At 32.2% G+C, this 11926-nt stretch carries 14 protein-coding genes; 5 read left to right on the plus strand and 9 right to left on the minus strand.

From position 1 onward, the window contains the following. Positions 1-167: 167 nt before the first annotated feature. From mnmA to EBF09_RS08550, 3 genes are all read right to left on the minus strand, one after another. Positions 168-1202 carry a tRNA 2-thiouridine(34) synthase MnmA gene (gene mnmA / locus EBF09_RS08540; protein WP_121764685.1) on the minus strand — a complete coding sequence of 345 codons (1035 nt, stop codon included), beginning with the start codon at positions 1200-1202 and terminating at the stop codon, positions 168-170. Between the two features lie 17 nt (positions 1203-1219). Continuing rightward, positions 1220-1621 (minus strand): hypothetical protein, encoded by a 402-nt coding sequence (locus tag EBF09_RS08545; protein ID WP_232817711.1) that lies wholly within the window; start codon positions 1619-1621, stop codon positions 1220-1222. Positions 1622-1787: 166 nt separating this feature from the next. Then, the gene (locus tag EBF09_RS08550; protein WP_121764686.1) at positions 1788-2573 is read right to left on the minus strand and encodes a nucleoside deaminase; all 786 of its coding nucleotides are present in this window, start codon (positions 2571-2573) and stop codon (positions 1788-1790) included. A gap of 182 nt (positions 2574-2755) precedes the next feature. On the opposite strand from EBF09_RS08550, the gene EBF09_RS08555 reads away from it, so the two are divergent. Beyond that, the gene (locus EBF09_RS08555; RefSeq protein WP_111230499.1) at positions 2756-2995 is read left to right on the plus strand and encodes a DUF2443 domain-containing protein; all 240 of its coding nucleotides are present in this window, start codon (positions 2756-2758) and stop codon (positions 2993-2995) included. Here the strand turns inward: EBF09_RS08555 and bcp are convergent. The 3 genes from bcp to rfaD are packed head-to-tail and all read right to left on the minus strand — an operon-like array spanning position 2970 to position 5988. Further along, entirely contained in the window at positions 2970-3461 is a 492-nt protein-coding gene (bcp, locus tag EBF09_RS08560; protein WP_121764687.1) for a thioredoxin-dependent thiol peroxidase, read from the minus strand. The genes EBF09_RS08555 and bcp overlap by 26 nt on opposite strands. A 20-nt stretch (positions 3462-3481) precedes the next feature. Further along, on the minus strand, positions 3482-4996 hold the full coding sequence (gene rfaE1 / locus EBF09_RS08565) for a D-glycero-beta-D-manno-heptose-7-phosphate kinase (protein ID WP_121764688.1): 1515 nt from the start codon (positions 4994-4996) through the stop codon (positions 3482-3484). Continuing rightward, complete coding sequence (rfaD, locus tag EBF09_RS08570; RefSeq protein ID WP_121764689.1) at positions 4993-5988, minus strand: ADP-glyceromanno-heptose 6-epimerase; 996 nt, start codon at positions 5986-5988, stop codon at positions 4993-4995. The genes rfaE1 and rfaD overlap by 4 nt, the downstream gene beginning before the upstream one ends. A 1364-nt stretch (positions 5989-7352) precedes the next feature. Here rfaD and EBF09_RS08575 point away from each other — a divergent pair. Continuing rightward, positions 7353-7763, plus strand: a complete 411-nt coding sequence (locus EBF09_RS08575) for a hypothetical protein (protein WP_121764690.1) — start codon at positions 7353-7355, stop codon at positions 7761-7763. Then, positions 7764-8426, plus strand: coding sequence for a 16S rRNA (uracil(1498)-N(3))-methyltransferase (locus EBF09_RS08580; protein WP_121764691.1), 663 nt, complete (start codon positions 7764-7766; stop codon positions 8424-8426). It begins immediately after the preceding gene. 33 nt (positions 8427-8459) lie between these two features. Here EBF09_RS08580 and EBF09_RS08585 read toward each other — a convergent pair whose 3' ends face one another. The 3 genes from EBF09_RS08585 to EBF09_RS08595 form a co-directional block, all read right to left on the minus strand. Beyond that, positions 8460-8855 (minus strand): prepilin-type N-terminal cleavage/methylation domain-containing protein, encoded by a 396-nt coding sequence (locus EBF09_RS08585; protein ID WP_121764692.1) that lies wholly within the window; start codon positions 8853-8855, stop codon positions 8460-8462. Beyond that, positions 8845-9330, minus strand: a complete 486-nt coding sequence (locus EBF09_RS08590) for a type II secretion system protein (protein WP_121764693.1) — start codon at positions 9328-9330, stop codon at positions 8845-8847. The genes EBF09_RS08585 and EBF09_RS08590 overlap by 11 nt, the downstream gene beginning before the upstream one ends. Before the next feature lie 132 nt (positions 9331-9462). Beyond that, positions 9463-10134, minus strand: a complete 672-nt coding sequence (locus tag EBF09_RS08595; protein ID WP_232817712.1) for a Crp/Fnr family transcriptional regulator — start codon at positions 10132-10134, stop codon at positions 9463-9465. Between the two features lie 61 nt (positions 10135-10195). Here EBF09_RS08595 and EBF09_RS08600 point away from each other — a divergent pair, with 61 nt between their 5' ends. Further along, positions 10196-11212: a 4Fe-4S dicluster domain-containing protein gene (locus EBF09_RS08600; RefSeq protein ID WP_121764694.1), complete on the plus strand. Its 1017-nt coding sequence runs from the start codon at positions 10196-10198 to the stop codon at positions 11210-11212. Continuing rightward, complete coding sequence (locus EBF09_RS08605; RefSeq protein ID WP_121764695.1) at positions 11212-11877, plus strand: cytochrome b/b6 domain-containing protein; 666 nt, start codon at positions 11212-11214, stop codon at positions 11875-11877. Before EBF09_RS08600 ends, EBF09_RS08605 begins: the two co-directional genes overlap by 1 nt. The last annotated feature ends 49 nt before the right edge of the window (positions 11878-11926 follow it).

The following is an 11926-nucleotide window of genomic DNA, read 5'->3' on the forward strand; positions in this document are numbered from 1 at the left end:
AATAAAAATACTGCTTAAAACCAAATAGAATTCTACCTTTTATTCTTTAACATTGCTTGAAAATTAATTATGATTTATAAATTTATTTTTAAATGCCAAGCGGAGTTCCGCATATGGCAATAGGCTTATTTTATACGCTTTAGCTTAGGTTGGCCCTCATTAATCCCCTAAAAACTTTTTGTGATAAATCCACCACCCAAAACTTTATCCCCTTCATAGATTACTAATGCTTGTCCTAATGCCACCCCATAAGCTGGCTCTTTAAGAGTGGCATATAGATTTTCACCCTCTAGCTTGACAAGAGCCTTTGTTTTATGGCTTTTATAGCGAATTTTCACTTCACATTCAAGCTCTTTTCCCTCATAACTTTCTGGTAAAGAAAAGTTTTTAGCCCACACATTTAGCACTGCTAAGTCCTCTTTATCCCCTACAATAATGGTATTCTCTTCAGGATTAATCTTCACAACATAATGCGGACTTAACGCACCACTAACACTAAATCCCTTTCTTTTACCTATGGTGTATTGCATATAGCCTTTATGCTTTCCTATAACCTTGCCCTCTTTATTTAGCACTTTTCCCTCTTTTTCTATCGGATAATGCTTTTTTAGCACATCTAAATAACTATTTTCCACAAAACAAATTTCTTGAGAATCTTTGTAAGTTTCTAAGCTACCAAGCCATGGGAGTTCTTTTAATGCTATGGGCTTTATTTCTTGTTTGATTTTATCCCCTAGTGGAAAAATTATGCGTTTTACCCACTCTTCTTTTACCCCAAATAAAAAATAGCTTTGATCTTTGTTACTATCTGCACCTTGTGCTATTTTGCCATTCTTTACTTGTGCATAATGCCCTGTTGCTACAAATTCTGCACCCAGTTTATCTGCTAATTTAAAAGCAATGCCAAACTTCACATAAGGATTACACATAGCACATGGGTTTGGCGTTAAGCCATTTTTATACGATTCTACAAAATAATCATACACAGCATTTTTAAAAAGCTCCCTCTCATCTACAATCTCATAAGGGATATTTAAATGCTTTGCACATTGCTCTATATTTTTAATATAATAATTATGTTTTTCTTCTTTATCATGAAGCTTTAAATACACTCCATGCACACTATATCCTTGCTTTTGCAAAAGATAAGCACAATAACTAGAATCCACACCACCACTCATTAATAATAAAACTTTTTTCATTGATTTTCCTTAAAAATTTATCTGTCTTTTATAAAGATCATTTTATTTTTAGATACAAACTTGTTGTTTGTATATTTTGCCCACAAAATTTGAAGCGCATACACATTTCCGCTAACCGCTCTAGCAAAAGGAAACTTAGAATAATAAGCCTTTTTTTCAATCTTAGAGGCTTCTTGGAATAAAGCTTTGATTTGCAAACCTTCAATATCTAAGAGATTTTTAGAATCTTTTGCGATGATTACACCTGCATTTTGATTTTGTTCTAAAAGTGCGATATGCTTCGTGCTACTATCACTCTTAAACACAAGGCTTAGATTCTCTTCACAAAAGGCATAATACGCACTTATGCAATACACTTCAGCACTAGATTCAACCATACTCAAAGAAAGGAGATGATTTTTTTTAATAAAATCTATCATTACTTTATCCATAAAGCAAATTTTATCCAAAAAAGAAAAATCAAACAACAATAAAATAAAAGTGGGCGTTAAATTGCTTTATATCTATAAAAATCTTGCAATTTTAGAAGAAATATTCATTAAGGCTATAAGAGGTTAGCTTATCTAACCAAATATAACCTAATAATTATAATTTAGGGCATTCCAAGACATCTTGATTATTTTTAGTTTTCACTTTATTTTTTAAAAAATCTTGTGCATATTCTAAGATTTCTTGATTTTCTTTAAATTTAACTTGGTAATTTTGTAATTCTTTTGTAGCATTTTCATAAATCTTTTTTGCCTCATCTGTCAAAAGATAAGCTGTAACAGAAGGAGCAACGCTACTTTTATACTTTTCAAATCCCTTTTCAAGACTTTGTTTATAGACATTATCTACCGAATAAACTTCATAAGATCTTGGATATTTAGCAGATTTTATCATCTCTTGAGTATTGCCATAATCCACATCTTTTTGCACATAAACTACTTTAGGAATCTGCACCATAGAAAGCATTCCAGTACACATAATACAAGGTTCTAAGGTTGTATATAGCGTATAATTTTTAAGATATTTATCAAAACCTTGACAATTTAAAAGATTTGTAGCCAGTCTAACCTCTCCATGCTGTGTGCCATTATGCGTAATATCCACAGAATTTCTAGCCCAAAACACTGGCTTATTTGTATGATTATCTACAATCACTGAACCAATATTATGCCCTCTTTTATTTTTGCTCTTTACTTGCCAATTCTCATAAACAATCGCTAAAGACAACAAAGAATAAATATGATCTCTTTCAGCACTTGCACTCACATCTGCCTTATAGATAATCACACCTAAATTATTTTGTTTAGTGGGTGAATTAGCCTCTCCATAAGCATTGGATAAAAATAATCCCACAAAAATCAAAGTAAAACATAGTTTTTTCACTTTTTACCTCCTTAAATCTTAAAGCCCCATTTTAACATAAAAATTTATATTTAGTTTATAAATTTATAAATATCTTTTTTAAATTTCTTTAAATTTTTCAAATTTTATCATCACCTTCCATTTTCTAGACAAACATATCCTAAGCTAAAAATGCTACAATATACAAAAAATAAGGAGCAGTTATGTTTGAGCGAATCGATATGATTTTAAGAGAGATAGAAAATGCACAAGCTGAAATCCAGCTACTTTTAAATATGGCAAAAATCTCATTTGTGGATTATATAATGATTAAAAGAGGCTCACAAGATGCTCCAGAACATCTTGGTGCGTGGAATTTACAGCAAATTGATAATGAAGTTTCTCGCCTAAAAGATGCGATTGATAGCCTAAATAAAATCAAAAAAGAAGTGCTAACTTGGTAAGCTGTAGCTCCTCTAGCTTCTCTTTTATGGCTTGTATATGGCCTTTTACCTTTACATTCTTCCAAATAAATGCAATCTTACCACTTGGATTAATTAAAAAAGTAGAGCGAATAACCCCCTCATACTCCTTGCCATAAAGCTTTTTAAGCCCAAAAGCCCCATAAGCTTTAAGCGCAACTTTATCCTTATCGCTTAAAAGTGTGAAATTCAAATTTTCTTTTTCTATAAAGCTTTGATGGGTTTTAGGACTATCAGGGCTAATGCCTAAAACACTCACTCCAAGCTTTGCAAACTCTTCTAAATTATCGCGAAAATCACATGCTTCTTGCGTGCAACCAGGTGTTTTATCTTTTGGGTAAAAATACACAACCACCCAAGCACCTCTAAAGTTTTTAAGCGAAATTTCTGCATTATCTTGATTAGGCAAAGTAAAATCTGGTGCATTATCATTAATTTTTAATTCCATTATTATTCCTTTTTATAAAATTATTTTATTGTTTTTATTTTATTGATTAAATTTGTTGTGCTTCTTCCCTCTTTGAACTCTATTAAGCACACTTCTTTAGCAAATTCACTTCCAACCACCTCTTTGTCTTCATAATCAGCACCTTTTACCAAAATATCAGGCTTGATTTTTGCTATGAGTTCTTTTGGTGTATCTTCGCTAAAGACTATCACAAAATCCACGCATTCTAACGCACTTAAAAGTGCAATTCTATCTTCTTGTGGATTTATAGGGCGTTCACTCCCTTTTAGGCGCGAAATTGAATCATCACTATTTAGTCCCACAATAAGCAAATCCCCAAGCTTTCTTGCTTTGTTTAAATAATCAATATGTCCAAAATGCAAAATATCAAAACAACCATTCGTAAAAATAACTTTTTTACTCTTTTGAAACTCGCCTAAAGCATTCAAAAAATATTCTAAATTTGAATCACTGATTAATTTATCTTGATAATTCCTAATTTTAGGTAGATTTTCCAAAGTAGAAAAAAATACATTGCTTTTGGTATTAAAAATTTCTAAAAATCTCTTACTAGCAAATTTAGAATTTAAAAGATTATTTCTTTGTAAATAATGATAAATCTCCTCTTTTGTAGCAGTAACAGAGCCTATTTTGCTTACCACCACAGCAGCAGCTGCATTTGCAAAATAGACACTTTCTAAAATATCTTCTTTTAAAGCCAACATATAGCTAAGTGCAGCTATTACGGTATCTCCAGCGCCCGTAACATCAAAGACTTCTTTAGCAATCGTAGGAATCTTATGCAATTCCTCTTTTAAAATGCTAATCCCATCTTCACTTAAAGTAATGAGTGAATACTCCAAATCGCACATTTTTTTTAATTTTTGTGAGGCTTCTAGCAAACTTTCCTCATCAACAATCTCTATTTTAGTGGCCTCCTTAGCCTCCTTTTTATTAGGGGTTAGAAGAGTTGCACCTTTATATTTACTATAATCTTCCCCTTTAGGATCGATTAAGATTTTTAAATTTGCATTTTTAGCTAAACTAATAAGCCTTTGTGTAAGATTAGCTCCTAAAACCCCTTTTTGATAGTCTGAAAGCACGATACAATCTATACTTTTTGTCTTTAAAAGCCTAGAAGCAAACTCTAAAATAAATTCTTCTCCCTCTTTGCTAAGAGGCTTTTTTTCTTCCTTATCAATGCGTAAAACTTGCTGATTTGAGGCTATCACTCTTGATTTTTGTGTCGTTGGGCGATCTTTACTTACATAAACGCCCTCTATATTCACCTCTAGGCTTTGTAGTTTCTCTTTTAGCTTCTCTCCTGCCTCATCTTCTCCAACTACTCCACAAATCCATACATTAGATTCTAAGGCTACTAAGTTATTTGCGACATTACAAGCACCACCAAGATTTAAATTTTCTTCTTTTGTTTCTATAACTTGCACCGGTGCTTCAGGAGAGATTCTTTTACATTCCCCCCAAATATAATGATCTAATATCAAATCCCCAATTACTAAAATATTTGGCTTCAAATGCTAAAACCTTGAGAATGGAGTTGCTTTATCTGGCTAAGATAGTTTTTAATCCCAATCTCTAAAGAAAATCTAGGCTCATAATCTAAAAACTTCTTTGTAAGTGTAATATTTGCTTCAGTGTGGTTTTGGAAAAACTTATAAGGATTTTCAAAATATTCTACTTCAAATTCCCCAAGCTCCATTTTAAGTGCATTTACTATATCATTATAGCTTCTAGCCACTCCGCTTCCTACATTATAAATCCCACTTTTATGCGCTTGTGTGGCTTTGATGTTTGCTTGAATTACATCTTGAATATAGACAAAATCCCTTTTTTGTTCGCCCATTTTAAAAAGACACACTTTTTTGTTTTGTAAAGCTTGCAATCCTAGCTGTAAAATCATAGAAGCGGTTTTGCCCTTATGGCATTCATTTTCACCATAGACATTAAAATATCTTAATCCAATAATTTTATGTTCTTTTGCAAACTTTAATGCAAGATTATCCATCATAAGCTTAGAAAACCCATACACATTTTCAGGAATCTCACCATTTCCGATACTATTTGGTGCAGGTGTATTTCCATATACTCCTGCACTTGAAGCATAAATCATCTGTGCTTTATGTTTAAAAGCGAGATTTAAAAGAGATTTAAAAGCATTTACATTACTTCTTAAAACACTCTCTTGATCCATCACGGTAGTATCGGAAATCGCTGCCTCATGGAAGATATAATCAAAATCAAATTTTTCTAAAAGCTCTAAATCTTTTTTGTTATTGATATTCCCCGCAATCACCTCACCCCTAAAATCTAAAAGATTCTTAAAATGTCCTAGAGATTTTAGATTCCCATTGCTAAAGGTTTCTTCACTTCTAAAACAATCAAACACGATGACTTCAGCTTTTGGGTGATATTTTTGAAAATACATCGCAAGATTTGAACCTATAAACCCAGCCCCTCCAGTGATTAATATCCTTTTGCCTTTGAAATCATCATCTACATATTGCATGGAATTTCCTTAAAATCAATTTATGTGTATTATACCTTATGTTAAGTAAAATTTATTGTATGCTCCAAAAGAAATTAGAAGTATTTTTGATTTTTTAAAAATAAAATAATTACTCTCTTCTAAAGGAGGGACAATAAAACTCTTAAAACTAATAAACTACAAGAGGGCTCTAAATAGGAGAAAGAACCCTCATATAGTCTATTTATACTTTTTGTGATTAAAAACAAATCTAAACTATCTTTAAATAGTAACCTTATACTTTTATATAAAGTTTTATTGCTCCACCTATCTTTACAAGGTTTATGCCTCTCCCCCCTGTCATTATGAGCAGTACTCGCTACTTGCGTGGCAATCCAAAAAATTTGCCAAAGAATCTAAATTATTTCTTTTTATTCTTTTAAGCAACAAATCTACACTTTATATAAAAAGCAATTTTGTCGTGGCGGTGGGTGCCCTTGCTTTTATGAGTAAAAGCTTACCTATTCGTTGTTTTGCAACTAATCCTATGGAACAGCCACTCTCAAAATACTTTTTATGTAAAGTCTTATAGCCCCACCTGTCATTGCGAGGAGTGAAACGACGAAGCAATCCACTTACTAGAATCTAAAAACTAAATATAATTTTAGCTTTACATAAACCTTTTAAACCTAAAATATCTCGCCCTGCTTCGTGGTGCTAAAGTGTAGAAAAAGAGTTGCACAAAGTGCAATGCTTACATGAAAGCTAGAAACAGAAAAGGCGAAGCCCTCCCCCTCCACGCAGTGGCGTGAGCCTTTAGGGGATTGAAAAGGACAGCAGGCTGTTTTTCCTTACAAAGAGGGGCTTTTGCAAGTGTGGATAACGCTACGCTTGTATGCTCCTCTGCAAAATTAAAATAGGAGATTGCTTTTTGTGCCCATAGGAGTAAGGAGAAGGAGAGGCATTTTTATGAAAAATTACTTTTTGTATAAAGCATGAGTGTATTGTTTGAAAAAATGAAAAGGATTAATATTAAAAATATTTAAGTTTTTTAAGAAGTGTGGAATAATTTCAGTTGGTCTTCACTTTAAGCAGGTGAAGAAGACCTGCTTGGTTGAAAATTTATACCCATTAAGGATATAAGATGATACCAATCAAATTCATCTTAGTTGTAATTATACTACTTTGTATATTTACAGTCAAGGCTTATTAGTCTTGACCCTCATTTTGAGGGCTAAGATGGATTTACCTGCTTTATATAAACCTACATTTTAAAATTCTTTTATACTGCAATACAAAAAACAAAGTAACATAATTATTTTTTTCATAAAACTTCTCCAAAATATACATTATACATAAATTTTAAAGAAATATTCTGCTAAAATCCCAAAATTTAAAGGGATAAAATGCATACCATTCATCTTATTATTCAATCACATTTTTTTCTTAGTTTGCCTCTTCTTTTGCCCCCCCTTATCAATCTAATTGCTTTATTTGTCTATACCTCACACACCAAAAGACTACATGTGCTAGCTTTTGTTGCTCCTGCTTATTATTCTTTACTTGCTGGAAGCATTTTTAGCGGACTTGTAACATGGGCGATGCTTGGCTTTAGTTTTAGTATTTTTGTGCTTTTAATGCTTTTGTTTTGGGGGTTTGCTTTCTTTTTGGAAATCTTACGCCACATCAAACAAAAACGCATTCTAAGACAAGGAGCAGACTTAAAAACAAGAGAAAAATTTTTCTCCTTTGCTAGAGGAAAATATCTCCTAGATTTTTGTTTATTTGGAATCTTATTTTTATGGAGGCTCTTTTAAATGCAATTTATTATCCACAAAAATGCAGGCACTTCTCTTTTAAAAATTGAAGGAGAGCTTTATACACATCTTTTTAAAGCACGACGCACCAAGCAAACTTCAAAGCTTTTAGTGCGTAATCTAGAAGACTTTTATCTTCATACCTACACAATTACAGAAATTAGCAAAAAAAGTGCAACGCTAATGTTAATAGATTCTACACTCACACAACCCAAAAATCCTCCTAAAACACATCTTATTTGGGCTATCATTGATCCTAAAAATATTGAAAAAACATTGCCTTTTCTCAATGAATTAAATGTTAAAAAAATTAGCTTTTTTTATGCAGAATATTCCCAAAAAAATTTTAAAATAGATTTAGAACGCCTCAATAGAATCTTAGAAAACTCCTCTATTCAATGTGGAAGATTTATAAAATTAGAAATTGAAATTTTTAAAAATTTACAAGAAATATGCGAAAAATACAATGATTTTGGTGTGCTAGATTTTGGCGGTGAGACATTAAAACAAAATATCTCACTCCCCATTCTTATCGGAAGTGAAGGGGGTTTTAGCAAAAAAGAAAGAGAACTTTTAAAAACTAGGCAAATTTTTAGTGCTACAAATTGCAATATTTTAAGAAGTGAGAGCGCTGCTATCTATACGGCTTCCCTTTTGGCTTAATGTAAAATTTTATTTATCGCCTAAATAACTAAACTAAAAAATATCACAATAAGATTCGCCATTATGCAACCTAGAACTTTTTGTATTTTGGCATTCTAAAATTCCATTTTTTATCACAAAAGATACCTTTTTATCTCCATTCACTCCTAAAATTGCGTTCTTTTGCTTCTTAAAATAACAAGAACTTTGCTTAAAATCAAGATTTTCAAAAACATCACTAAAATCTACTTTTTCAATTTCTCCATTATTTTGTTCTCTTTTGCCTGCGATTTTTAACTTCACTTCAAAGATTTGTAATTGAAGCTTTTTAGTGCAAGCCCCCTCCCTAAAAGCATAAAACTTTGGCAAAGCGAGTGTGCTTAAAATGCCAAGCAATATAAGAGTAATCAAGACTTCAAAAAGACTAAAAGCCCTCTTTTTAAAACGCAATAGAACTACTCAAAAGTGGAATGATTTGCGGTGTATTTGCATTTAAATTAAGAGTAAAATTTAATTTTTCGCAAGTATCTCCGTTTTCTAGCCCTTGAGCTTGTGTGCTAATTTTTAAAAAATTAATTTCCGTATCATTTAGAGCAATTTTATCTTCTTTTTCACTTAGCAAAACCGCTTCAATACAAGCCCTCCCCTCTTTATCTGTAAGCTTGCTAGTGATTTTAAAAGGAGTTATCTCCCAATTTGTAGCACTTAAATCTATGGCGCTCTCAAAATCTCCTTTTCCTTGTGAAAGAAAATAAGAAGCAAGTGCAGTTTTTAACATCACAACATCACTTTTTAGTGCAACAAGTCTTGCATCATTACGACTTGCAGAAATCTTTGGAAGAGCAATAGCCGCCAATATCCCCAAAATCACAAGAATAAAAATAAGCTCTAGCATTGTAAAGGCTCTTTTAGTGCTTAAAACCATTATTACTTCCTTGCAAACTAAATATTTATTTGGTTAAATATTCTTTAACTATACTACATTATGAGTAAATGCTCAAAAACTCTCTTCTTAAAAGCTCTAAAATAGAGTTTTTATGCTATAAATATTTAGTTTTTACACACTTTTAGTTTCTAGTATCTCTATAATGCCTCGTGATTGAGAAATTTTACCTTGCTTTTGCAAATCTTTTAGCACTCTTGAAATTGCTTCTCTAGCACTCCCTAAAGAATTTGCAATTTCTTCATGTGTGATATAAAGTGAATTTTTATTTTTATCTTGAATAGATTTTAGTAAAAATGCCATCACCCTATCGCTTAGCGACATAAAAGCAAGAGAACTAAGCGAATCTACAACATTACTAAGGCGTGAGGAAAGCAAATCTAAGTGAAATTGCTTTGCTTTTTTGTATTTATTGCTAATTTCATTAAAGGCTTTGCTTGGCAGAATAAATACATTAGAAGTTTCCACAAACTCTAAATTCACATCAAAGCTAATATTTTTTAACATACAAGAAGCAGAAAGTATACAATAATCCCCCTCTTTTAAAACAAAAAGATTGATTTCTTTGCCATTAGGAGAAATAATATAAGCCCTAAGTGCGCCATATTCAATCAAAACCAATCCACGACATTCATTTTCATTACTAAAAATTTTTTGACCCTTTGGAAAATTTTTCACTTGCACACAATTTAAATAAATCTCTTTATCCTCCTCAGATACTTCCCATAAACGCATTAAATCTTGCATTTTTTCTAGCAAATTCACTTCCTTATGTAACTTTATCACTCTATTCTACCTCAAATCTCCCTATACTTGCATAAAATATAATCTAAATACAAGGTATATTATGAAACCCACTTTAACAAGACGCAATTTTTTCAAAGTTGTAGGCGTTGCAAGTGCGCTTTCTTTGGCAAATGCAAATACTGATTCTAAAAAACAGGATATGCAAGAGAATTTTCAGATGGCTTCTATTATTGATATTGGCTTATGCGATGGATGTAAGGATTTAGATATGCCCTTATGCGTCAAAGCCTGTCAAAATAAGAATCTAGAACGCTTCCCAAACCCCATAGAAAATATCCCTTACTATTTTCCTAGAAAAATTTATGAGGATTATTCCAAAAATAGAGAGGATATTTCAAGACTTACTCCCTATAACTTTACCTATGTAGAAAAACTAGAAATAGAGGGAAAAAGTGTTTATGTGCCTAGACACTGTATGCATTGTGATAATCCCACTTGTCAGAAGATTTGCCCCTTTGGTGTAATCTCTAAAGATAAATATGGAGCAGTGGATATTGATGAGCATTTTTGCTTTGGAGGAGCAAAATGTCGTGATGTATGTCCTTGGGGTATCCCACAAAGACAAGCAGGAGTAGGAATCTACCTAAAAATAGCCCCCAAACTTGCAGGAGGAGGAGCAATGTTTAAATGCGATTCTTGTGCTTCACTTCTTGCAGAGAACAAAAAACCCGTATGTGAAACTTCTTGCCCCAAAAGAGCTATTATTTTTGGCAAAAGAGAGGAGATTTATAAAAAAGCACAAGAATTGGCACAAAAATACAAAGAAGCAAGTGGCAAAGAGGGAACTTTCATCTATGGGGATAAGCAAAATGGCGGCACTTCAACCTTTTATGTATCGCCTATCCCTTTTGAAGAGCTAGACAATGCACTTAGTAAAAAACACAACTTAGAAAAAGGCAAACAAAAATTAGGTGTGCCACATCTAAATTTAGAAGTGAAAAATTTTGTTAGCGAAGATAGTGCGCTTATTAAAGGCGTTTTGCTCTCTCCACTTGTGGGATTAATCGCAGGTGGAATAGCCGTAGCTAAAAGCAAACAAAACAAAAAGGATTCATAATGAAAACCATTCAAAGACAAAGCATTCAAAATCGCCTTATTCATTGGGGTGTGGCTTTTAGCACATTTGGGCTTATTTTTAGTGGGATCTTGCAAATGCCTATCTCTAAACGCTATATGCTAGATACCTTGCCACTTATGGGGTGGAGCGGGGATTATTCTATCTCTTTAGTGGTACATTATATATTTGCTTTTGCTTTATGCTTTTTTGTGTTTTTTCACATTTTATTCCATTCTCTAAAAAAAGAGTTTGATATTTTCCCTAAAAAAGGTGATTTTAAAAAGAGTATTTTAGTGATTAAAGCCATGATCTTTAAAACAAAAGAACCCCCGAGCGAAAAATATTTACCCGAACAAAGACTTGCTTATTTTGCAATCAGTGCAACTTTGCTTTTACTCATTATCACAGGACTTATTAAAACCTACAAAAATCTAGCTGGATTCAACCTAAGCAAAGAAACTATATTTTGGGTAGCGCAATTGCATAATTTTGGAATGTTTTTAATTATTTTTTTGATTATTTTTCATCTTTTAGCTTTTGCTTTTAAAGAAAATCGCCCTCTTTTAAAAAGTATGTTTAGCGGAAAAGTAGATGCTAATTATATAGCACAGCGTCATAGTCTTTGGAAAGCTAAAGAAATAACAAAACCAAAAGAAGCCAAATAACTTCTTGTGACTTTTTATGAATAAAACTCTTAAAACTAATAAACTACAA

It is taken from the genome of Helicobacter burdigaliensis (assembly GCF_003670295.1).
Lineage (GTDB): Bacteria > Campylobacterota > Campylobacteria > Campylobacterales > Helicobacteraceae > Helicobacter_D > Helicobacter_D burdigaliensis.

Coding starts and splice junctions, on each gene's coding strand:
- EBF09_RS08590 (WP_121764693.1), bottom strand. CDS start 9,330: ATGGTTTTAAGCACTAAAAGAGCCTTTACAATGCTAGAGCTTATTTTT.
- rfaD (WP_121764689.1), bottom strand. CDS start 5,988: ATGCAATATGTAGATGATGATTTCAAAGGCAAAAGGATATTAATCACT.
- EBF09_RS08605 (WP_121764695.1), top strand. CDS start 11,212: ATGAAAACCATTCAAAGACAAAGCATTCAAAATCGCCTTATTCATTGG.
- mnmA (WP_121764685.1), bottom strand. CDS start 1,202: ATGAAAAAAGTTTTATTATTAATGAGTGGTGGTGTGGATTCTAGTTAT.
- EBF09_RS08580 (WP_121764691.1), top strand. CDS start 7,764: ATGCAATTTATTATCCACAAAAATGCAGGCACTTCTCTTTTAAAAATT.
- EBF09_RS08545 (WP_232817711.1), bottom strand. CDS start 1,621: ATGATAGATTTTATTAAAAAAAATCATCTCCTTTCTTTGAGTATGGTT.
- EBF09_RS08555 (WP_111230499.1), top strand. CDS start 2,756: ATGTTTGAGCGAATCGATATGATTTTAAGAGAGATAGAAAATGCACAA.
- bcp (WP_121764687.1), bottom strand. CDS start 3,461: ATGGAATTAAAAATTAATGATAATGCACCAGATTTTACTTTGCCTAAT.
- EBF09_RS08600 (WP_121764694.1), top strand. CDS start 10,196: ATGAAACCCACTTTAACAAGACGCAATTTTTTCAAAGTTGTAGGCGTT.
- EBF09_RS08575 (WP_121764690.1), top strand. CDS start 7,353: ATGCATACCATTCATCTTATTATTCAATCACATTTTTTTCTTAGTTTG.